This is a genomic window from Klebsiella sp. Lac1 (assembly GCF_009825425.1).
Classification (GTDB): domain Bacteria; phylum Pseudomonadota; class Gammaproteobacteria; order Enterobacterales; family Enterobacteriaceae; genus Klebsiella; species Klebsiella electrica.
In genome coordinates this window covers 1,437,901-1,458,898 of sequence record NZ_VJZJ01000001.1, presented here as the reverse complement: position 1 = coordinate 1,458,898, position 20,998 = coordinate 1,437,901, and the positions used below count along the sequence as shown (strand labels likewise).

The 20,998-nt window shown below is 59.0% G+C and carries 19 protein-coding genes; 6 read left to right on the top strand and 13 right to left on the bottom strand.

Annotated features, from left to right (window positions below; translation table 11 throughout):
- Nucleotide 1: 1 nt before the first annotated feature.
- From paaG to paaA, 7 genes are read right to left on the bottom strand one after another with little or no spacing between them, the layout of a single operon-like run.
- The gene (paaG, locus tag FNY10_RS06925; RefSeq protein ID WP_160703470.1) at nt 2–790 is read right to left on the bottom strand and encodes a 2-(1,2-epoxy-1,2-dihydrophenyl)acetyl-CoA isomerase PaaG; all 789 of its coding nucleotides are present in this window, start codon (nt 788–790) and stop codon (nt 2–4) included.
- A 2-nt stretch (nt 791–792) separates the two neighbouring features.
- Nucleotides 793–1,560, bottom strand: coding sequence for a 2,3-dehydroadipyl-CoA hydratase PaaF (paaF, locus tag FNY10_RS06920; protein WP_160703472.1), 768 nt, complete (start codon nt 1,558–1,560; stop codon nt 793–795).
- Complete coding sequence (gene paaE / locus FNY10_RS06915) at nt 1,557–2,627, bottom strand: 1,2-phenylacetyl-CoA epoxidase subunit PaaE (RefSeq protein WP_160703474.1); 1,071 nt, start codon at nt 2,625–2,627, stop codon at nt 1,557–1,559. Before paaE ends, paaF begins: the two co-directional genes overlap by 4 nt.
- A 7-nt stretch (nt 2,628–2,634) precedes the next feature.
- Nucleotides 2,635–3,132 carry a 1,2-phenylacetyl-CoA epoxidase subunit PaaD gene (gene paaD, locus FNY10_RS06910; RefSeq protein WP_131049796.1) on the bottom strand — a complete coding sequence of 166 codons (498 nt, stop codon included), beginning with the start codon at nt 3,130–3,132 and terminating at the stop codon, nt 2,635–2,637.
- A gap of 12 nt (nt 3,133–3,144) precedes the next feature.
- A complete protein-coding gene (gene paaC, locus FNY10_RS06905; RefSeq protein ID WP_160703476.1) occupies nt 3,145–3,900 on the bottom strand; it encodes a 1,2-phenylacetyl-CoA epoxidase subunit PaaC in 756 nt (251 codons plus the stop codon).
- A 7-nt stretch (nt 3,901–3,907) separates the two neighbouring features.
- Entirely contained in the window at nt 3,908–4,195 is a 288-nt protein-coding gene (paaB, locus tag FNY10_RS06900) for a 1,2-phenylacetyl-CoA epoxidase subunit PaaB (RefSeq protein ID WP_131049794.1), read from the bottom strand.
- 11 nt (nt 4,196–4,206) lie between these two features.
- A complete protein-coding gene (gene paaA / locus FNY10_RS06895; protein ID WP_131049793.1) occupies nt 4,207–5,136 on the bottom strand; it encodes a 1,2-phenylacetyl-CoA epoxidase subunit PaaA in 930 nt (309 codons plus the stop codon).
- A gap of 286 nt (nt 5,137–5,422) precedes the next feature.
- On the opposite strand from paaA, the gene paaZ reads away from it, so the two are divergent.
- On the top strand, nt 5,423–7,468 hold the full coding sequence (paaZ, locus tag FNY10_RS06890; protein WP_160703478.1) for a phenylacetic acid degradation bifunctional protein PaaZ: 2,046 nt from the start codon (nt 5,423–5,425) through the stop codon (nt 7,466–7,468).
- Nucleotides 7,469–7,776: 308 nt separating this feature from the next.
- Nucleotides 7,777–10,044, top strand: a complete 2,268-nt coding sequence (gene tynA, locus FNY10_RS06885) for a primary-amine oxidase (protein WP_160703480.1) — start codon at nt 7,777–7,779, stop codon at nt 10,042–10,044.
- A 59-nt stretch (nt 10,045–10,103) separates the two neighbouring features.
- On the opposite strand, the gene FNY10_RS06880 is transcribed toward tynA, so the two are convergent.
- The 3 genes from FNY10_RS06880 to FNY10_RS06870 all read right to left on the bottom strand — a co-directional run bounded on the left by FNY10_RS06880 (nt 10,104) and on the right by FNY10_RS06870 (nt 13,710).
- On the bottom strand, nt 10,104–11,057 hold the full coding sequence (locus tag FNY10_RS06880; protein ID WP_160703482.1) for a zinc-dependent alcohol dehydrogenase family protein: 954 nt from the start codon (nt 11,055–11,057) through the stop codon (nt 10,104–10,106).
- A 72-nt stretch (nt 11,058–11,129) separates the two neighbouring features.
- The gene (locus FNY10_RS06875; RefSeq protein ID WP_160704023.1) at nt 11,130–12,020 is read right to left on the bottom strand and encodes an oxidoreductase; all 891 of its coding nucleotides are present in this window, start codon (nt 12,018–12,020) and stop codon (nt 11,130–11,132) included.
- A gap of 190 nt (nt 12,021–12,210) precedes the next feature.
- Nucleotides 12,211–13,710, bottom strand: coding sequence for an aldehyde dehydrogenase family protein (locus FNY10_RS06870; protein WP_160703484.1), 1,500 nt, complete (start codon nt 13,708–13,710; stop codon nt 12,211–12,213).
- A 231-nt stretch (nt 13,711–13,941) separates the two neighbouring features.
- Between FNY10_RS06870 and feaR the strand changes: the two genes are divergently transcribed.
- The 4 genes from feaR (at nt 13,942) to FNY10_RS06850 (ending at nt 17,693) form a co-directional block, all read left to right on the top strand.
- Nucleotides 13,942–14,853 (top strand): transcriptional regulator FeaR, encoded by a 912-nt coding sequence (gene feaR / locus FNY10_RS06865; protein WP_160704025.1) that lies wholly within the window; start codon nt 13,942–13,944, stop codon nt 14,851–14,853.
- A 517-nt stretch (nt 14,854–15,370) separates the two neighbouring features.
- Nucleotides 15,371–15,631: a hypothetical protein gene (locus FNY10_RS06860; protein WP_141964695.1), complete on the top strand. Its 261-nt coding sequence runs from the start codon at nt 15,371–15,373 to the stop codon at nt 15,629–15,631.
- 192 nt (nt 15,632–15,823) lie between these two features.
- On the top strand, nt 15,824–17,269 hold the full coding sequence (locus FNY10_RS06855; protein WP_160703486.1) for a sugar porter family MFS transporter: 1,446 nt from the start codon (nt 15,824–15,826) through the stop codon (nt 17,267–17,269).
- Nucleotides 17,259–17,693 (top strand): PTS sugar transporter subunit IIA, encoded by a 435-nt coding sequence (locus tag FNY10_RS06850; protein WP_160703488.1) that lies wholly within the window; start codon nt 17,259–17,261, stop codon nt 17,691–17,693. Before FNY10_RS06855 ends, FNY10_RS06850 begins: the two co-directional genes overlap by 11 nt.
- Nucleotides 17,694–17,782: 89 nt before the next feature.
- Here the strand turns inward: FNY10_RS06850 and FNY10_RS06845 are convergent, their stop codons facing one another.
- The 3 genes from FNY10_RS06845 to FNY10_RS06835 are packed head-to-tail and all read right to left on the bottom strand — an operon-like array spanning nt 17,783 to nt 20,935.
- Entirely contained in the window at nt 17,783–18,106 is a 324-nt protein-coding gene (locus FNY10_RS06845) for a YdbL family protein (RefSeq protein ID WP_131049784.1), read from the bottom strand.
- 7 nt (nt 18,107–18,113) lie between these two features.
- Entirely contained in the window at nt 18,114–18,299 is a 186-nt protein-coding gene (locus tag FNY10_RS06840) for a YnbE family lipoprotein (protein ID WP_100685181.1), read from the bottom strand.
- Complete coding sequence (locus FNY10_RS06835; protein WP_160703490.1) at nt 18,296–20,935, bottom strand: YdbH family protein; 2,640 nt, start codon at nt 20,933–20,935, stop codon at nt 18,296–18,298. The genes FNY10_RS06840 and FNY10_RS06835 overlap by 4 nt, the downstream gene beginning before the upstream one ends.
- Between the last annotated feature and the right edge of the window lie 63 nt (nt 20,936–20,998).

Sequence of the window (20,998 nt, the reverse complement as noted above, 5' to 3'; positions counted from 1 at the left end):
TCTATTTCCCGCTGAACTGTGGAGGACGCTTCGCCAGGAAGGCGCTGACGCCTTCCCGATAGTCATCGCTGCGTCCGGCCAGACGCTGATAATCGCGCTCAAGATCGAGCTGCGCATCGAGGCCGTTGGTCTCCGCGGCCTGCAGCGCTTTTTTGATAAGCCCCAGACCGAAAGTCGGCTGCGCCGCCAGATGGCGGGCCAGCTGACTACTGGCGTCGGCCAGTTCGGCGTCCGCCACCACTTGCCAGATAATCCCCCACTGCGCGGCCTGTTCGGCGCTGAGCTTCTCACCGAGCAGCGCCAGTCCCATTGCCCGGGCGCGCCCGGCCACCCGCGGCAGGAACCAGCTACCGCCGCAGTCGGGGACCAGCCCCAGCTTGCTGAAGGCCATGACAAAATTCGCCGACCGCGCGGCAAGGACAATATCGCAGCCCAGTGCGAGGGTGGCGCCCGCACCGGCCGCCACGCCGTTCACCGCGGCAATCACCGGCTTCGGCAGCGCCGCCAGACGGCGTACCAGCGGGTTATAGAAACGCTCAACGGACAGACCCAGATCCGGCGGCGGACCGCTGGGGTCGACGTTGCGATCGTTTAAATCCTGACCGGCGCAAAAACCGCGTCCGGCACCGGTAATCAGCAGGCAGCGCACGTTCTCATCGCGCTCGGCCTGAGTCAGACAGGCCGCCAGTTGCTGATGCATAAGGTCGTTAAAGCTGTTCAGACGATCCGGGCGGTTAAGGGTCATCGTCATCACACCCTGTTCTACTTCGCTGAGAATAAAAGCGTCCACGATTAGCGTCCTTTAAATTCCGGGGGTCGTTTTTGTAAGAAGGCGGCAATACCTTCGCGGCGATCGTCGGTGGCGCTCAGCAGCGTAAACAGCTGGCGCTCCTGTTGAAGTCCGGCCTGAAGGCTCACTTCCTGCGCCTGGCGCAGCGACTGTTTCGCCGCACGCAGCGCTAGCGGCGAATGACCGGCGATGGTCGCCGCCAGCTTCAGGGCATATTCGTCGGTCAACAGCGCCGGAGTGATATCGCACACCAGCCCGGCCTGTTGCGCCCGCTGCGCATCAATACTTTCGCCGCTCAGCACCATCCGGCTGGCCAGCGCTTTCCCGACGCAGCGGATCAGACGCTGGGTGCCTCCGGCGCCGGGCATGATGCCGAGAGTGATTTCCGGCAGGCCGAAGCGCGCGTTATCGCCCGCCACCACCAGGTCGCAGAGCAGCGCCAGCTCGCAGCCCGCGCCAAGGGCGTAGCCGTTGACCGCGGCGATCAGCGGCTTCGCAAACGCATCAATCCGCGCCCACAGGCGTGGGCGAATATCATCCATCGTGGCAGGCAGGTCTTTTTCCGCCATTTCGTTGAGGTCGGCGCCAGCGGCAAAGAAACGGCGGTTGCCGCCGATCACACAGGCACGAATATCCGGGTCAGCCGCCGCCGCGTCCAGCGCATCGGCAATCTGCATCAACAGTGCGTTATTCAAGGCATTCCGCGCCTGCGGACGATTGAGGGTCAGCAGCAGGACCCGCTGGTGACGGGTTATCAGCAGATCGCTCATGCCATTCCCCTTGCGTCAAAGTCGACCACCACATCGCCGCTGGTCGGCAGCGCCTGGCAGCTCAGCACATATCCGGCGGCCAGTTCGTCCGCTTCCAGGCTGTAGTTGGCCGCCATCGCCACTTCGCCGCGCAGCACTTTACATTTGCAGGTGGCGCAGACGCCGCCTTTACAGGCAAAGGGCAAATCCGCCCCCTGGCGCAGCGCCGCATCGAGAATGCTGTCATCTTCCGCGCTGAGGGCAATCTGCCGATCGCGGCCGTCCTGACGAATCGTGACGGTGCGGCCTTCCGCCTGCACGCCGGCGGCGCGTTTAACGCTGCTGCCTGGCGTATTAAAGCGCTCGAGATGAATCCGGTTTTGCGCCATCCCCAGCTCGCGCAGCGCCGTTTCGGCTTCATCCATCATCAGCGCCGGGCCGCAAATAAAGGCCTCGTCGAAGCGGCTGAAATCGAGCAGTCTGGCGGAGAGCGCGCGCAGTTTTTCGCCATCAATGCGCCCCTGCAGCAAATCGCTGTCCATCGACTCCTGGCTGAACAGATGCACCACCTGTAGTCTTTGCGGATAGCGGTCTTTTAAGTCCGCCAGCGCCTGACGGAACATCATGCTGCTACTGCTGCGGTTACCATAAATCAGGGTGAAGCGGCTGTTCGTTTCGCTGGCCAGCGTGGCGCTAATAATCGCCATCATCGGCGTGATGCCGGATCCGGCGGCAATCGCCAGATAGTCGGCCTCGCGCCCGGCCTGCGGCTGGTAGCCGAAGTGCCCCTGCGGCACCATCACCTCCAGCACCATCCCCTGGCAGATATCGCGCTGCGCATAGCGGGAGAAACGCCCGCCGTCGATGGCTTTGACCGCCACGCTGATTTCCGCCGGCGAGCGGCTGCGGCAGATGGAGTAGCAGCGACGCAGTTCTTCCCCGCCGAGGCGGGCTTTCACCGTCAGGTGCTGGCCCGGACGGAAGGCGTACTCCGCCTGCAGCGCGTCGGGAATCGCAAAGGTTATGGTCACCGCATCGCGGGTTTCCGGCTCCACTTTCGCGACGGTAAGCGAATGAAACGTCGTCATGGCAACCTCAAATACATTTAAAGTAATCAAAGGGTTCACGGCAGCTGTCGCAGCGGTAAAGCGCTTTACAGGCCGTCGAACCGAATTCACTGATCGGCGTGGTGTGTACGCTGCCGCAGCGCGGGCAAACCACCTCCTGCGGCAGACCGGCGTGGCAGGCGTGCCCCTGCGGCGGGCTGATGCCGTACTGGCGCAGACGCTCGCGGGCATCCTGGTTGATCCAGTCGGTGGTCCACGGCGGGTCAAGCTGCAGGACAACATGCACCGGCGTATAGCCGTGGCGGGCCATCGTCGCGCGGATCTCGCCCAGCAAATGCTCGGTTGCCGGGCAGCCCGAGTAGGTCGGCGTGAAGCCAATCACCCAGCCTTCGTCGTGCGGCGCCACGCTGCGCACCATGCCGAGGTCGGTAATGGTCAGCACCGGCACTTCCGGGTCGGGGATCTCGCTTAACAGCGCCCAGATAGCGTGGACTTCTGCGGGCGCGATAGCGGCAAGACGTTGCATAGCCACCTCCTGTTACCACTGCTGACCGGGGTAAGCGCGTTGCAGATACTGCATTTCCGCCAGCAACGGCCCGAGATGTTCGCTGTGCAGCCCCTGTTTGCCGCCGTGGCGAAACGCCGCCTGTTGCGGGATCTGCAAGCCAGCGTCGAGCAGCGCGGTGTGAACCGTACTCCGCCACTCCGCCTGCAGGTCGCGCGGGTCAACGGCAATACCCTGTTCGGCAAGGGTGATTTCCAGCGCGTCGGCGAGGAACAGTTCGCCGGTAAAACGCCACAGGCCATCGACCGCCTGCTGCATTTTCTGCGCCGACACCTCGGTGCCGTTGCCCAGGCGTTCCAGCCAGCCGCGGCTGAAGCGCAGGTGATAGCGCACTTCTTTAAGCCCCTTGGCGGCGATGGCGGCAATTTGCGCATCGCGGCTATTAACCAGCCGGGTAAACAGCGCCACGTGCCAGGCATCGATAAAGAACTGGCGGGCGATGGTATCGGCGAAGTTGCCGTTTGGCTGCTCCACCAGCAGTAAATTGCCGTACTGACGTTCATCCCGACCATAGGCCAGGGTATCTTCATCGCCGCTCCCGATAAGCTCTGCCGCATAGCTGAGGAAGTTGCGCGCCTGGCCCAGCAGATCGAGGCCGATATTGGCCAGCGCGAGATCGATTTCCAGCTCCGGGGCATGGCCGCACCACGCGCCTAAGCGCTGGGCCAGCACCAGGCCGTTATCGCCGAGACGCAGCGCATAGGTTGCAACGGGATTCAGGTTGGTCATCGTTGCCTCACATATGTTCCATGCCGTCCGGCACGCGGTAGAAAGTCGGATGGCGATAGACTTTGCTCTCCGCCGGGTCAAAAAACTCGCCGCGTTCTTCCGGCTGGGAGGCGACTATCTGGCTGGCTTTCACCACCCACAGCGAGCAGCCTTCGCTGCGACGGGTGTAGACGTCGCGGGCATTTTCCAGCGCCATCTGATCATCGGCGGCGTGCAGGCTGCCGACGTGACGATGGGATAACCCCTGTTTGCTGCGGACAAAGACTTCATATAACGGCCAGTAAACGTTGCTCATCCTGCTTCTCCTTATGCCACGTCGCGGGTGTGTTGTTTTTGCGCATGCGCCAGCGCGGCTTCCCGCACCCATGCCCCCTCTTCCCAGGCTTTACGCCTGGCGGCCAGGCGTTCGTGGTTACAAATGCCGCGCCCGGCGATCACCTCGTTAAATTCCTGCCAGTCGATCTCGCCGAAGCGGTAATGGCCGCTGGCCTCATCCAGCTGCAAATCGGCGTCCGGCACGGTCATGCCGAGGATCGCCACCTGCGGTACGGTGTTATCGACAAAGCGCTGACGCAGTTCGTCGTTGGAGTGCAGTTTGATTTTCCACGCCATGCTGCGCGCGCTGTTCGGCGAGTTATCGTCGCTCGGGCCAAACATCATCAGGGCCGGCCACCAGAAGCGGTTAATCGCATCCTGTAACATCTGACGCTGCGCTTCGTTGCCCTCGGCCAGCGCCATGCAGGCTTCAAACCCCTGGCGCTGGTGAAAGCTCTCCTCTTTGCAGATTTTGACCATTGCCCGGGCGTAGGGGCCGTAGGAGGTCCGGCACAGCGCCACCTGGTTGACGATGGCGGCGCCGTCGACCAGCCAGCCGATCACGCCGATATCCGCCCAGCTCAGCGTCGGGTAGTTAAAGATCGAGGAGTATTTCATCTGCCCGTCGAGCAACTTCTGATACAAGTCTTCCCGGGCGCAGCCGAGCGTCTCCGCGGCGCTATACAGATACAGGCCATGTCCGGCCTCATCCTGCACCTTCGCCAACAGAATCGCCTTGCGGCGCAGCGTCGGCGCGCGGGTAATCCAGTTGCCTTCCGGCAGCATGCCGACGATTTCCGAGTGCGCGTGCTGGCCAATCTGACGGATCAGCGTCTGGCGGTAGGCATCCGGCATCCAGTCCTGCGGTTCGATGGCCGTATCCTGCGCGATCCGCTGCTCAAAGCGTTGTTCTTCTGTCACGTCATCACCTTTATGATTCCGATAAACTCACTAAGCATGCATTTGTGAATCACTTTGTTTTATAAAAGTTACGCCAAGGTTAAATAAATCCACAAATTTTGTTTGTGTTTTTTGTGATGGTAACGACAAAAAATCGCCTTATCAGCGCCTGAAAACAGGCTAAATGCGGCAAGACACGACGCGCCCGCGATCACAATGTTAATAAATTATTAAATAGTCGCTTGCATTTCATGATTCATAAAATAACTATTTATCGATATTTCACGTAACACATTGGAGATTCGCCATGCAGCAGTTAGCCAGCTATTTATCCGGCGCCTGGCAGAGCGGTCGGGGCCGCGCCCGCACGCTTCGCCACGCCATCAGCGGTGAGGCATTATGGGACGTCACCAGCGAAGGGCTGGATATGGCGCAGGCGCGCCGTTTTGCCATCGACCACGGCGCTAAGGCGTTACAGGCCATGACCTTTATCGAACGTAGCGCGATGCTGAAAGCGGTGGCGAAACACCTGCTGGCAGAAAAAGAGGCGTTTTATGCCATTTCAGCGCAAACCGGGGCGACCCGCGGCGATAGCTGGGTCGATATTGAAGGTGGGATCGGCACGCTGTTTACCTACGCCAGCCTCGGCAGTCGCGAGCTGCCGGACGATACGCTGTGGCCGGAAGATGAACTGATCCCGCTGTCGAAACAGGGAGGTTTTGCCGCTCGTCATGTTCTGACCTCAAAATCCGGCGTCGCGGTGCATATCAACGCCTTTAATTTCCCCTGCTGGGGCATGCTGGAAAAGCTGGCGCCAACCTGGCTTGCCGGGATGCCGGCCATCATCAAGCCAGCCACCGCCACCGCCCAGTTGACCCAGGCCATGGTCAAATCGATCATCGACAGCGGGCTGGTACCGGACGGGGCCATCAGCCTGATTTGCGGCGGCGCGGGCGATCTGCTCGATCACCTGGATAGCCAGGATGTGGTGACCTTTACCGGCTCCGCCCATACCGGCCAGCAGCTGCGCGTACACCCGAACCTGGTCGCGAAATCGATCCCCTTCACCATGGAGGCCGATTCGCTGAACTGCTGCGTGCTCGCAGAGGACATCACCCCCGAACAGCCGGAATTTGCCCTGTTTATCCGCGAAGTGGTGCGCGAGATGACCACCAAAGCCGGGCAGAAATGTACCGCGATTCGCCGCATCCTCGTTCCGCAGGCCCAGGTTGATGCGGTCAGCGAAGCGCTGATTGCCCGTCTGCAAAAAGTGACCGTCGGTGACCCGGCGCAGGAAGGGGTAAAAATGGGCGCACTGGTCAGCCAGGAGCAGCGCCAGGATGTACAGGACAACGTCAACGCGCTGATTCAGGCCGGGTGCGAGGTTCTGCTCGGCGGTCAGGCCGATCTTAACGCCGCCGGCGCCTTCTTCCCGCCGACGCTGCTGTTCTGCCCGCAGCCGGATGAAACCCCGGCGGTGCATGCCATCGAAGCCTTCGGCCCGGTTGCCACCCTGATGCCGTATCAACATCGCGAGCACGCCCTGTCGCTGGCGCGCGCCGGCGAAGGCAGCCTGGTCGCCACGCTGGTAACCGCCAGCGGCGAGCTGGCGCGGGAGTTTATTCTCGGCGCCGCCCGTGCGCATGGTCGTATTCAGGTCCTCAACCAGACCTCTTCCGTCGAGTCCACCGGCCACGGTTCACCGCTGCCGCAGCTGGTTCACGGCGGGCCGGGTCGCGCTGGCGGCGGCGAAGAACTCGGCGGTTTGCGCGCGGTGAAACACTATATGCAGCGTACCGCGGTTCAGGGCAGCCCGACGATGCTGGCCGCCATCGGTCAACAGTGGGTTCGCGGTGCCGAAGTCAGCGAGGATCGTATTCATCCGTTCCGTAAATATTTTGAAGAGATCCAGCCCGGCGATAGCCTGCTGACCCCGCGCCGCACGCTGAGCGAAGCGGATATCGTCAATTTTGCCTGTCTCAGCGGCGATCACTTCTATGCGCACATGGACAAAATTGCCGCCGCAGACTCCATTTTCGGCGAGCGCGTGGTCCACGGTTATTTCCTGATCTCCGCGGCGGCCGGGCTGTTTGTCGATGCCGGCGTCGGGCCGGTTATCGCTAACTATGGCATGGAAAACCTGCGCTTTATCGAGCCGGTGAAACCGGGCGATACCATTCAGGTTCGCCTGACCTGCAAGCGTAAAACGGTGAAGCGCCAGCGTAGCGCCGAGGAGAAAGCGACCGGGGTGGTGGAGTGGGCGGTAGAGATATTCAATCAGCACCAGCAGCCGGTGGCGCTCTATTCCATCCTGACGCTGGTGGCCCGCCAGCGCGGCGACTTTGCCGATTAAACGCTGCCTGCCCCGCCGCTTCGACGTGCAGGACTGTTCACGATGCCTCTGCGGAGGCATTTTTTGCGCCCCGCCCGGCGGTATTCCAGGCATAACTGGCAAATCTGACAAACAACCTGGCAAGAGCAAACAAACGCCAACCGGCCAACCGCTGGTAGGTTAAAGCGAGTAAAGCCGACATTTCGCAGCGGCAAGCGACAACACAACGCGCCGGAATCATTGGCGTTGCAGGCAGTCAGCAGGGACGCGTGGTCACCGTAGATGCAACCCAAAGCATGACGGGAATATAAATATAAGATGAGGTCACAATGGCAAATAACTCAATGCGTTCCCCGCGTAAAACGGCTTTAGCCCTGGCCGTTGCGCTGTTTTGTGCCTGGCAATCACCGGGGTTCGCGCACGGCGACGAAGCGCATATGGTCCCGATGGATAAAACGCTGCAGGCGTTTGGCGCCGACGTGCAGTGGGATGATTATGCCCAGATGTTTACCCTGATGAAGGACGGTGCCTACGTCAAAGTGAAGCCCGGCGCAAAAACGGCCATCGTCAACGGCAAGTCGCTGGATTTACCGGTTCCGGTGGTGATGAAAGACGGCAAGGCGTGGGTCTCGGATACCTTTATCAACGATGTCTTCCAGTCCGGTCTTGATCAAACCTTCCAGGTCGAGAAACGCCCGCATCCGCTCAACTCGTTATCTGCGGCGGAAATCAGCGAAGCGGTAACGATTGTCAAAGCCTCGCCGCAATTCCGCCCCAACACCCGTTTTACCGAAATCTCGCTGCACGAGCCGGATAAAGCGGCGGTGTGGGCCTTCACGCTTAAAGGAACCGCCGTTGAGGCACCGCGCACCGCTGACGTGGTGATGCTCGATGGCAAACAGGTCATCGAAAGCGTGGTGGATTTACAGAATAAGAAAATCCTCTCCTGGCAACCGATTAAAGACGCTCACGGCATGGTCCTGCTGGATGATTTCGCCAGCGTGCAGAACATCATTAACGCCAGTGACGAATTTGCCGCGGTGCTCAAAAAACACGGCATCACCGACAGCAAAAAAGTCATTACCACCCCGCTGACCGTCGGTTACTTTGACGGTAAAGATGGCCTGAAGCAGGATTCCCGCCTGCTGAAAGTGGTGAGCTATCTGGATACCGGCGACGGTAACTACTGGGCGCACCCGATCGAAAACCTGGTCGCCGTGGTGGATCTTGAGCAGAAGAAAATCATCAAAATTGAAGAGGGTCCGGTAATCCCGGTGCCGATGGAATCGCGTCCTTATGATGGCCGCGACCGCGTGGCTGCCGCGGTTAAACCGCTGGATATCACCGAACCGGAAGGCAAAAACTACACCATTACCGGCGACATGATTCACTGGCAGAACTGGGATTTCCACCTGCGGCTGAACTCCCGCGTCGGGCCGATTCTCTCCACCGTGACCTACAACGACAACGGGCAGAAACGTCAGGTGATGTATGAAGGCTCGCTGGGCGGGATGATCGTGCCTTACGGTGACCCTGACGTGGGCTGGTACTTCAAAGCCTATCTCGACTCCGGCGACTACGGCATGGGCACCCTGACCTCGCCGATCGTTCGCGGCAAAGATGCGCCGGCGAACTCGGTCCTGCTGGATGAAACCATTGCTGATTATACCGGGGCACCGACCACCATCCCGCATGCTATCGCGATCTTCGAGCGCTATGCCGGTCCGGAATACAAACATCAGGAGATGGGCCAACCGAACGTCAGCACCGAGCGCCGCGAGCTGGTGGTGCGCTGGATCAGTACCGTCGGCAACTACGACTATATCTTTGACTGGGTGTTCCACGAGAACGGCACCATCGGCATCGACGCCGGTGCCACCGGAATCGAAGCGGTCAAAGGCGTCATGGCGAAGACCATGCACGATCCGAGCGCCAAAGAAGATACCCGTTACGGGACGCTGATCGACCATAACATCGTCGGTACTACCCACCAGCATATCTACAACTTCCGCCTCGACCTTGACGTTGATGGCGAGAACAACACGCTGGTGGCCATGGACCCGCAAGTGAAGCCCAATACCGCCGGCGGCCCGCGCACCAGCACCATGCAGATTAACCAGTACACCATCGACAGTGAACAACAAGCGGCGCAGAAGTTCGATCCGGGCACCATTCGCCTGCTGAGCAACACCACCAAAGAGAACCGGATGGGTAACCCGGTGTCGTATCAGATTATCCCGTACGCGGGCGGCACCCACCCGGTGGCAACCGGGGCTAAATTCGCGCCGGATGAGTGGATTTACCACCGTCTGAGCTTTATGGATAAACAGCTGTGGGTCACCCGCTATCATCCGTCAGAGCGTTACCCGGAAGGGAAATACCCCAACCGCTCGACCCATGATACCGGCCTTGGCGCCTATGCGAAGGATAACGAGTCGCTGACCAACCATGATGACGTGGTCTGGATAACCACCGGCACCACCCACGTGGCGCGGGCGGAAGAGTGGCCGATTATGCCGACCGAATGGGCGCATGCGCTGTTGAAACCGTGGAACTTCTTTGATGAAACCCCGACGCTGGGCGAAAAGAAAAAGTAGGTTTGTCGCGCTGATGACGGCACGGATGCCGTCAACGGTTCACGCTTGCCTGCGGCGGTCTAATCCTCAGCGGTAAAATCGAGCAGGATTTTACCGTGACCGTCTCCCGGAGCACGGGCGCTTATCGCCTCACGCCAGCGACTCAGGGGGAGCACTTGCGCTGGCGGCAGCTGCGTTGCCTGCAACAGTGGCCAGATTTCGCGAAATGCCGCCTGCCACGCGGCGGTTGAAAGCGCGGCCAGCGCCTCACGCAGATGAAATTTATACACCCTGGGCGTCGCCCGGGTTTGACTCAGCGCCTGCCCGGACAACAACCCGTAGGACACCAGCTCAGCCCGCTCCGGCAGCACCGACAATATCGCATTCGCCAGGCCGCCGCCGACGGCATCAAACACCCGATCGGCGTGATGACTCACCTGTTCCAGCATCAACCGGTCGCTCTCCAGCACAGGATAAACACCCTGCTGCGCCAGGCGGTGAAAATGCCGCTGCGAACGGATCGCCCCGCTCACCGAACGCGCTCCTTTTAGCAGCGCCCACTGCGCCAGCAGGCTGGCACACGAGGAGCCCGCCGCGGTCAGTACAATGTTTTGCCCCGCTACCGGCCACCGCCGGAGAATCAGCAGCGCGGTCAGAGGGTTAATATAAGCGCGGGCGGCCAGCCGATCGTCAATCTCATCAGGGACCGGTACCAGCCAGCGTGCGTCGATATCCAGGTAGCTCTGCCAGGTGCCCGCGCCCCGTAGAGGCAGCACCCGCTGACCGGGCGCCACGCTGACGCCTGGCGGCGCGTCAACCACCACGCCAACCCCTTCATAGCCCGCCGTCGCCGGGAGCCGGGTGCGGTGGCGATAGGCGCCGGTCACCGGGATAAGGTCGGAAGGATTAACCGCGGCGTAGCGCATTTTAACCCGCACCTTCCCCGCCGCCAGCAGCGGTAAAGGAAAGATGCGCAGCGTCAGCGCCGATGATGGCGGCCCATAGTGGTGATAACAAAGTGCGTGTTGCAGCATAGTCGGCATTCAGAAGAGTAAAAACGAGATAATAGCCAACGCTCGCCAGATCCTCGCCGCCGCGTTCCCCCGTCAGCCTGGCCCGTCGCTGGCAGCCGCCAGCAGCGGTACGATAAGATCGCTCAGCGGCGTCACAATGCCGTGCAGGCGCCCGCGGCGCTGTACCACGCCGTTACGAATCGCCCATTCCAGCGGCCGCCCGCTTTCGCGGTCAATCAGAATCGAGGTACTGAGATCGGGCGGCGCACGATGGAATCCTTCGACAATTTCCTGCGGCACGCTGTCGCTCAGCCTGGCGCCTTCCGCGCGCGCGACGAGCAGGCATTCGCGTAAATAGGCCAGCGCGATGTCGGTGATATCGTCACGGGCGAACATACCGGCCCGGCGGCCCGTCAGCACCATCAGGCCAGCCACCGCATTTTGCAACAGCTTACGCCAGGCGACGGTGGTGAAGTCATCGGCCAGCTCCACCGCGCAGCGGGTACCTTGCAGCGTTTGCTGTACCAGCCGGGCCTGCGGCAGATCCGGCAAGGTCAGCCGGGGCGTCGCTCGCAGCCAGACGGAGGCATCGGGTTCGCGCTGCGCCGGAAACCACACCACCGCGGGCAACACCGTCGCTCCCGCGACGTGATCGGCAAACTGCGCCTGCTGTTCGACGCCGTTTTGCAACACGCACACCACCGTTTTTTCATCGCACAACGCGGTCAGCCACGGGGCAATATCGGGGTTCTGGGTCGCTTTGACCGCAACGAAAACCAGCGAAAACGGCCGCACAATGGCCGCGGGGTCGGTCAGTACCGGACCGGGGACCGTAATCTCTCCGCCATCGAATTTGAGCAACAGCTGCGCATGAGATGTTCGTCCGCACACCACCGGCGTGCGCCCCACCTCATGTAGCGCTGCGGCTATCGTGGTGCCAATCGCGCCGGGGCCAAGAATGGCAACGGCAGGCTCCTTCGACATCATATCCGCCTCCTGATGATAAGCTCCGCCACCATGGCGGGAAGGCATTAACAGTAGCGATAAATGTGCTGATTCAGCAACCCCTGTTCGCGGATAACGACGGGCACGCTGTACAAAACAGAGCACAAAGAGAAGTGGAGAGCGCCCGACACCGCGGTTCATTGCCGGGCGTCAGGCGCTGGGGCGGGAATTAATAACGCACGCAGACCGATTTCGTTTCGCACCAGTCGTCGAGCCAGTCGGGACCAAAGTCGCGCCCGGTTCCGGACTGCTTCATACCGCCAAACGGCAGGTTGGCATCGATAAGCGTATGGCTGTTGACCCACACCGTCCCGGCCTGCAGGCGTTCGGTGTAGCTCAGCGCCTGCGTCAAATCGCCGGTCCAGACGCTGGCGGTCAGACCGAAATCGCTGTCGTTAGCAAGGCGCAGCGCCTCTTCGCCATCGGCGACGCGCACCAGATTGACCACCGGCCCAAAGACCTCTTCCCGGTTCAGGCGCAGCCCGGCGTCCGGGTTAATGACCAGCGTTGGCGCAATGTAATAGCCCTGCGGATTCGGACCGACCTGGCCGGAAATCAGCTCCGCATTTTGCTTACGCGCCTCATCGAGATAAGCCGCCACTTTCTCGCAGTGCCCTTTCGAGACCACCGGGTTAATCTGGGTCGTTTCCAGCATTCCCGGTCCCACCTGTAGCGATTTCACCGCCTGTTCAAAACCACTCACCAGCTTATCGAACAGCGGGGCTTCAATATAGATACGCGAGCTGGCGGCGCAGACCTGGCCCTGATTGAGGAAGCTGCCGGTCATCAGCCCTTCGATGACCCACTCCGGGTTGGCATCTTTCAGCACAATTGCCGGGTTTTTCCCTCCCAGCTCCAGCGTCACGCGGGTCAGACGGTCGGCGGCCACTCTGGCGATATGCTTACCGGTCGCAGTGGAGCCGGTGAAGCTGACTTTCGCCACCTGCGTATGGGAGGTTAGCGCCGAGCCGCATCCTGCACCGCTGCCGGTCACAACGTTAAATACCCCGTCCGGGATCCCCGCCTCGCTGGCCAGTTCGGCAACGCGCAGTAGCGTCAGCGGCGTGGTCTCCGACGGCTTAATGACAATAGAGCATCCTGCCGCCAGCGCCGGCATCACTTTCCACATGCCGATCATCAGCGGGAAGTTCCACGGCACGATACCGGCGACAACGCCCACCGGCTCTTTTCGGGTCCATGCCTGATAGCGCGCGCCTGGCGGGAACGGAATGGACACATCGAGCGTGCGCCCGCTGATTTTGGTCGTCAGCCCGGCGGTATAACGCATCCAGTTCAGCGTACAACCCACTTCAAATGCGCGAGAAATCTGGATGGATTTCCCCTGCTCCAGGGTTTCCAGCTGCGCCAGCTCTTCGCCATGCTGTTCGACCAGATCGGCAAAACGCAGCAGGATGCGCTCACGCTCAGCCGGCGTGCGCCCCGCCCAGCTGCGGGCGACAAAGGCGCGCCAGGCCGACATCACCGCGCGATCGACATCGGCCGCGTTAGCATCCGCCGTGCTGGCGATGGCCTGCCCGGTTGCCGGGTTCCAGACGGTCAGGCGCTGTTCGCTCTGCGACGCCTGCTGGTGACCGTCGATATATAAACCATGCTGTCTGTCTAAAAACTGTTGAACGCTGGCAAGCAGCGCTACCTGTGCTGTGGACATATCGCTTCCCTATTGATCACGGATCGTGAATTCAGTCTACGACGCGGCTGACGATCGCGCTTTTTTCTCTGTGACATTCGTTTGTGCCGCTGTGACAGCCGCCGCAATTCAACATATTGCGGCGGCAGAAATGTGCCTCAGGTAATAGTTCTTTCATATACCCGGCGCCTCGCTCTTGCCTGCAGCCGTTAAAATGCAACAATACAAAAACATTATGTTTACATGAGACAGATTATGGCGACGGCGGAGTACGGACAGGACTACCAGCGCTGGTTGGCAAAAATCAATCAGGTCTGCGGCCATTTTGCCGCTCGTCCGCTGGAAGGTCGCTTTCACGGGGAGATTGACGCCAGCTATGCGGGCACTCTCAAAGTCAGCACCGTCACCGCCAGCAGCGTCAATCTGTTCCGCACCCGCAACGAAATTAAACGCAGCAATGACGACTGGTTTTATACCGTCTTTCAGCTCTCCGGCCAGGCGGCCATCGAGCAGGACGATCGCCAGGTGGTCCTTGACGCCGGCGACATCACCCTGATTGATGCATCGCGCCCCTGCTCTCTTTTCTGGCAGCAGACCTCGCGCCAGGCCTCCCTGCTGCTCCCTCGTCAGTTGCTTGAACAACAGCTGCGCGGCAGTGAGATAAGCATCGCCACGCGGCTGGAAAAATCGCTGCCGATGGTCCAGCTCAGCCAACGGCTGTTGCAGGAGAGTATGTGCAGCCCGGGGCTGTCGGAAAGTGAGAGTGCCGCGGCGCTGGAGGCCATCGTCTGTCTGCTGCGACCGATGCTGCATCATCACGATGCCCAACCGTCGCGCAGGGAGAAGCAGTTTCAGAAGATCATGGATTTAATTGATGAGTCGATACAGGCGGAACATCTGCGTCCGGAATGGCTGGCCAGCGAGACCGGGATGTCGGTTCGCAGCCTGTACCGGCTGTTTGCCGATAAGGGTCTGGTGGTCGCACAGTATATTAAGAACCGGCGTCTCGATCTCTGCGCGCAGGCGCTGCACAATGCCCGCGATGACGAAAAGCTGGCAGGAATTGGCTATAGCTGGGGATTCAGCGACCACAGCCACTTCTCTACCGCCTTCAAACAGCGTTTTGGCGTGTCGCCTGGGGAATATCGCAAGCGCTGCCGCTGACATTTATACGGCAATGGACCGGAAACCCGCCATAGCCTGCCCCTCGCGGTGATCGTCGCTCAATTAGCTCAAGCCGCTTTATCCGCTGCTGGCCCCGCCTCTGGCGTTCCCGAGGCCTCATCCCACGTATTCCCCTCTGTTCCCGCCTGGCCGGGCTCTTGCCCTAAAAAAACAAAAGTGTATAAAAAATATAAAATGGAATTTTAATTTCATTAACAAGCGGATGGGTTTAAAAGCGTGACTCGTATCAAAAATTTAACTTTTAATTCAATAGCTTATTTTTGAAAAATCCGCAAACGCCATCAACAATTATCATTGTAAATCAATCATATACAATCATATCCTTTTATCTCAAAAATCAAAATCCGGCGCCTTCCGAATCAATTAAAATGAAATGAAATTTCCAGTTTGTGATCTATTTGTGATTTTATTTCATTATCAACTGTCATAGTAGCCTTCGATAAACGCAATCTGTCCACTCTCGGCGGTACGCAAACCCGCAAGCACGGAGGAGACCATGAAGGAAACAGAAAGAAGATTTATCACCCCGGACGCCAGGATACGCGGTCATGCCAGTGACCACGTTGCGGCCGCGGCGGTTGCGCCACAGCAACGAGCTGGCGATGAAAAACAACGGGGCGGCACGCTACCCCGTACCGCAGGTTGGCTTCTCTCGCTTCTTGCGCGAGGCGCAAACCCGGTGTCGGATTCGCCCAGCCCGCTCGATGCAAAAGTGCTGTCGGCTAACCGTGTGAATATCGACAGCCTGCATCACTGATGCCACACACCACCCAGAGACACTGATAACACACCGTCAATCAAAAACACGCCTCATCGCCCGTTGCTCCTCAGCCTATGGCGATGAAGACGAATAATCGCACCACCCGTCTCGTTTCCCACCGTAAAGCGGTCACCGTGGCGAAGAGAAACGGCATAACCGGTGCTGTTAATGAAAATAAAAGGTATGAAAATGTCAGCTATCATGAAACTGAACGTACAGCAAAGAAAGCGGCTTCACCAAATAACGCTCGTGGCAACATTTGGCGGCCTGCTTTTCGGCTATGACACCGGGGTTATTAATGGTGCATTTTCTTCACTGAAACAATATATGAGCCTGACGCCGACCACCGAAGGTCTGGTGATGAGCGTATTACTGGTGGGCGCGGCTATTGGCAGCGTTTTTGGCGGTACCCTCGCCGACTATTTTGGCAGACGAAAATATCTGCTTTGCCTGTCATTTATTTTCCTTGTCGGGGCATTAATGTCGGCCCTCGCGCCGGATATTACCGTATTACTGATATCCCGTTTTCTGCTCGGGTATGCCGTGGGCGGCGCTTCCGTTACGGCGCCGACCTTTATTTCTGAAGTCGCGCCCACTGAAATGCGCGGTAAACTCACGGGGCTGAATGAGGTCGCCATTGTTATCGGGCAGCTTGCCGCATTTGCCATCAACGCCGTGATTGGCATCCTCTGGGGACATCTCCCCGACGTCTGGCGATATATGTTAATGGTCCAGGCCATCCCGGCCATCTGTTTATTTGTCGGAATGTTGCGTTCTCCGGAAAGTCCGCGCTGGCTGGTCAGCAAAAACCGTCATCAGGAAGCGCTGGAAGTCTTAAAACAGATTCGCTCGCCGGAACGCGCAGCGCAAGAATTCGCCGATATATCCACCCTTATCAAAGTTGAAGCCGATCGTAAATTCAGTACACAAAGCGCATTTGTCACCATTCTCAGTACGCCGTGGATTTTTAAATTACTGCTGGTGGGCATCATTTGGGCCGCGTTGCAACAGACCACCGGGGTCAATGTCATTATGTACTATGGCACCGAGATCCTCAGTATCGCCGGGTTCTCAGAAAGAACCTCTTTAATATGCAATGTGCTCAACGGCGTCTTCTCCGTGGGCGGAATGCTGGTTGGGGTCTTTTTCCTTGTTGACCGCTTTAAACGCAAAACCATCATTATTTACGGCTTTGCGATTATGGCGACGCTGCACCTGATTATTGCCGGTGTTGATTACACGCTGGTTGGCGATGTCAAAGCGACGGCCATCTGGCTGCTTGGCGCGATGTTTGTCGGGGTCATGCAAGGGACGATGGGCTTTATTACCTGGGTGGTGTTGGCCGAACTGTTCCCGCTGAAATTCCGCGGCCTGTCGATGGGTATTTCAGTGTTTTTCATGTGGATCATGAATGCCATTGTCAGCTACCTGTTTCCGCTGCTCCAGGCCAAACTCGGCCTTGGCCCGGTATTCCTGATTTTTGCGGCCATTAACTATATGGCAATTATCTTTGTGGTCACGGCGCTCCCGGAAACCTCAAACAAATCGCTGGAACAATTAGAAGCAGAGTTATCGTCTACTAAATATGATACGCGGGTGAATAACGGCGCGGAGGTCGCTCACAATGATCGCTAATATTACGCAAGAAAACCTTCACCTTGGCTACAAGGCAAAAAATAAGGCTGAAGTCCTCGCCCTGCTCGGCGCGGAATTTAAACAGAAAGGCTACGTCAGCGCAGACTGCGTCGCTTTTCTTGATGAAAGGGAGCGTCAGGTTTCCACCTTTTTAGGCAATGGCATTACCCTTCCGCACCTGCCGAAATCTGCGACCCATATCATTCTCAAAACCGGAATAGAGATATTTCAGTTCCCGGACGGGGTCATCTGGGACAGAAGCAACGTCATGTTTATCGCTATTGGCGTGATTGCCAGAGAGAAGGAACATATTGATGTTCTGAAGGACATCGCCTCTATTTTCAGTGATGAAATCATTGCCAATGCGCTGTCATTGATCTCCAGTAAGCAGGACTTTCTGACGATTCTACAACAACACCGCTAGCCTTCCATTATGGCCATCCGGCCTCGCCGCCGCTGATGAAAGGGCATCTCATCAGCGGCCGCTTCTACCAGGCAAAAGCGGCGGGCGCGCTATTTCCGCAGCCATTTGCCGTTCAGTCCCTGAACATACTCGCCGGGTTGCGCCCGGGAGACCAGTTTTTGCCCGGCCATTTTCGCCACTTCATCAACCGGCAGGTTATTATCATCCGCCAGCTGCTGATAGCTTTCACTTCTGGCCGCATTGATCTGTTTGACCAGATCCCGCGTTTCCTTGTCCTGACGCAGCGGCGCCAGGTAGCCATTCAGCGTTTCACCGACCCGCCCTTGTTGCCGCGCCTCGCCCAGCGTCAGCGCCAGCGCCGATGAACTGAGAAGGCCCAGCGCCAACGCCGCCGTTAACAGTCGTTTTCTCATCGCCACCTCAGAATAGATCGCTACGCGACTTCAGTAACTGTTCGACATCCTTATCCACTTTGATATGAATCTCATGCTCGATTTTGACATTCATATTGATGGTGATCGGCTCTTTTGACGCCGCGATTTCAATGCGCGGCGTACAGCCCGCCAGCAGCATGGTCATCAGCACCGGCGTTAGCAATTTCATCATTGTTGTTCCTTACACTTTTTACTGTCCGTACAGCTGCGCACGGGGAGCACGGCATTTTGCTCAAACCATGCCTGTAAATTGTCGCCAAAACGTAAACTGCGCCACAGGTCAAAAATATTCTCTTGATGAGAATAGTTTAAATGCACCGTATTACTCTGCTCCCCGACGCGGCTGGTTCCGCTGATGGTCGCCTTCAGCGTCAGCATGCCCAGATTATCGAGATCGATGCGCGTCCATGAGCGGGAGATCTCCATATAGCGCAGCCAGTTAATCGCCGCCCCGGCGGAAATATTGTCGTTAACCATCGCATCCGCCATATCCTTATCAAGACGTAAGGTCATCGGCCCCGGGTTACCCAGCCAGCCGTCTTTAATGATCCATTTGTCATTGTTCAGCCACAGCGGCAGCGCGCCGTTAAAGGCGCCGGACATGGCAAACTGCTTGATATTTATCGCGCTCACCAGTTCGCTGCTGGAGATGTGCTGCAAACGCAGTAGCGCCGGGTCATGCTGCGGCATCCGCAGCTGCTGCATGGTCACCTTACCCCCGAGAATATCCACGCTGACGTTACTCAGTTGCAGCGGTTCGCTCTCGCTCCAGGGCCAGGAGCCCTGCAGATCCGCCGAGAGGTTTTTCGCCGTCACCTGGTTGACGACTTCACCGATACGCAGCGATACCGGACGCCGGGTCCCCAGTTGCCAGGTCCCCTGACTAAAGCGGAAAGGCAGAACAAAATCTACGCCATTAATCTGATTATCAGGCATCCAGGCGCTACCGCCTTTTAAGACGCCGTGGCCACCGGCTTCAAATCCCTGGTCTGCCGCCGCGGAGAAGGCCACCTGCGCATACAACATGCCTTCGCGCAGGTTCATTTTCCAGTCTGGCGGCACCAGCGGCTGAAACACGGTTAACGACTGTTTCGGCCACCAGGCCTGGCCCCGCAGACGTTCGCCGTCCCAACGCCCGGTGACCCGCACGGGACCTATCTTATTGGCGTGGAGCGCCCCGTTGAACTGGAACCAGGTGGGATCCCGTCCATCTATCTTGAACTTTAAGGTCGAGGGAGGCAGTTCGCTGCCGCTGCTAAAGCTGGTTTTACCCGCATCCAGCGACAGCGTGCCGGTCAGTTTCGGGTGCTGCTCGCCGCGCAGCCAGTGAACCGGTTCGTCTAAGGTTAACCGCGGCGTGCTGACCAGCATCGTGCCGTACTGCAGTTTATCGAAGCCCGTCGACAGGCTGTTCAGCACTATCGAATTGTCTATCCACGCCCCGGCCCCTTTGACGTCCCACTTCGCCTGCATCGGCGTAAAGCGGCCCTCGCCCCAGTAGCGCCACTGCCAGCGGCCGCTGTCGGGCATAAAGTTGTCGGCCTGGCCGTCAAGGTGCAGCGTGAAGTCGCCCATTTGCTGTTCGTGAGCGCGCAAAATGGCCTGCAGACGGCCGTCGATGCCCTGCTGAGTGACCTTCACCCCGGCCAGCGGCAGGCGGACTTCATCAATATTGAGCGTGTCAATGACCCGGCCGCGGGAGCGCAGCAGCGCGCCGGGATGGAACGCCAGTATCGGCGCGCTCAGCGGCCCGCTCAGCTTCGCCGGCAGCCCGGCATAGACAATCAGATCGCCGAGCTTGACCTCCCCGGTTAACTGCAACGGCATGTCGCTGTTGTCCATGCTCAGTTTGCCAGGACCTAGCGTCAGCACGGCGTTGCCCTTCCCGGCGTCGCCGTGGGTGAGAACGTTGAGACGACCGCTGACCCGCATCTGCTCGGTGCCCTGTTGCCAGTTGCCAACCGACAAGGCCACCCGGCCGCTCAGCGGATACCCGGCATACTCGGTGCTCCAGCGGCCATCGCTGATGGCAATACGATCCGGGGTGATTTCCCAGGGCAAATCGAGCATCGGCTGCACATCGCCGCGCGGCGTAACCAGCAACTGTCCACGGTTTTTCTGCCACTCCAGCTCCGCATCAACCAGCCCTGCCGTCTGCGGAAATTCGAGCGTGGCGATCAGATGACCATCCACCGGCAAACCGTCCGGCACCAGCGGCATATGAAACTCGCCCACCAGCTTCACCGGCGCCTGTCCTTCGATCAGCTGCGCGGAAAAGTCGCTCACCGTCAGCGCCTGTCCACGCAGGCGCGCCTGCAGCGTCAGCTCTTTACCGCTGTAGCCGATATCCTGCTGCTGCGGAGTCAATGACATCGCCAGCCGTCCCTGCCACTTTTCCCACGGCGAGAGACGCAGGTTCTCAATTGTCAACCAGCTATAGGGAAGCATGGACTGCCATTCCGCCAGCGTGCGCGGCGCGCCGGATGCCGGTTCGCTTTCAGGCAGCTTGCTCAGGCAGGCGCTGTTGATATCAAGTTCGTCAACCTGCAACCGCCAGCGGCTGGGATGGGAGAGCCGGGCGTTGGTTATCCGGGCCAGCTCGCAGTCGCCGACCAGATAGCGTAAATCGGGAATGCGCAGCGCAGAACGCGTCAGGCGCGGACTGTCATGCAGCGCAATACGGGTTCCCTCAGGCAGCCAGATCCCTGCCAGGGTAGGAACCCAATGGGTAAGCGTCGACAACAAGGCCAACGGTAGCAGAATCAATGCTAACAATAGCGCGATGGCGGCTTTATATTTACCCCTCATGGGCAGTTAATATCCTGATTCAACAAAAGTAAAAGCCGAAAGTAGCGCGTATTGTGGCACGTT

What these genes read in the sequence shown, in the direction of transcription:
- paaC (WP_160703476.1), bottom strand. Translation starts at nt 3,900, where the DNA reads ATGACCAACCTGAATCCCGTTGCAACCTATGCGCTGCGTCTCGGCGAT.
- FNY10_RS06850 (WP_160703488.1), top strand. Translation starts at nt 17,259, where the DNA reads ATGATCGCTAATATTACGCAAGAAAACCTTCACCTTGGCTACAAGGCA.
- FNY10_RS06840 (WP_100685181.1), bottom strand. Translation starts at nt 18,299, where the DNA reads ATGATGAAATTGCTAACGCCGGTGCTGATGACCATGCTGCTGGCGGGC.
- FNY10_RS06845 (WP_131049784.1), bottom strand. Translation starts at nt 18,106, where the DNA reads ATGAGAAAACGACTGTTAACGGCGGCGTTGGCGCTGGGCCTTCTCAGT.
- FNY10_RS06860 (WP_141964695.1), top strand. Translation starts at nt 15,371, where the DNA reads ATGAAGGAAACAGAAAGAAGATTTATCACCCCGGACGCCAGGATACGC.
- FNY10_RS06835 (WP_160703490.1), bottom strand. Translation starts at nt 20,935, where the DNA reads ATGAGGGGTAAATATAAAGCCGCCATCGCGCTATTGTTAGCATTGATT.
- paaB (WP_131049794.1), bottom strand. Translation starts at nt 4,195, where the DNA reads ATGAGCAACGTTTACTGGCCGTTATATGAAGTCTTTGTCCGCAGCAAA.
- FNY10_RS06880 (WP_160703482.1), bottom strand. Translation starts at nt 11,057, where the DNA reads ATGCTGCAACACGCACTTTGTTATCACCACTATGGGCCGCCATCATCG.
- paaD (WP_131049796.1), bottom strand. Translation starts at nt 3,132, where the DNA reads ATGCAACGTCTTGCCGCTATCGCGCCCGCAGAAGTCCACGCTATCTGG.
- FNY10_RS06870 (WP_160703484.1), bottom strand. Translation starts at nt 13,710, where the DNA reads ATGTCCACAGCACAGGTAGCGCTGCTTGCCAGCGTTCAACAGTTTTTA.
- tynA (WP_160703480.1), top strand. Translation starts at nt 7,777, where the DNA reads ATGGCAAATAACTCAATGCGTTCCCCGCGTAAAACGGCTTTAGCCCTG.
- paaZ (WP_160703478.1), top strand. Translation starts at nt 5,423, where the DNA reads ATGCAGCAGTTAGCCAGCTATTTATCCGGCGCCTGGCAGAGCGGTCGG.
- FNY10_RS06855 (WP_160703486.1), top strand. Translation starts at nt 15,824, where the DNA reads ATGTCAGCTATCATGAAACTGAACGTACAGCAAAGAAAGCGGCTTCAC.
- paaE (WP_160703474.1), bottom strand. Translation starts at nt 2,627, where the DNA reads ATGACGACGTTTCATTCGCTTACCGTCGCGAAAGTGGAGCCGGAAACC.
- FNY10_RS06875 (WP_160704023.1), bottom strand. Translation starts at nt 12,020, where the DNA reads ATGTCGAAGGAGCCTGCCGTTGCCATTCTTGGCCCCGGCGCGATTGGC.
- paaF (WP_160703472.1), bottom strand. Translation starts at nt 1,560, where the DNA reads ATGAGCGATCTGCTGATAACCCGTCACCAGCGGGTCCTGCTGCTGACC.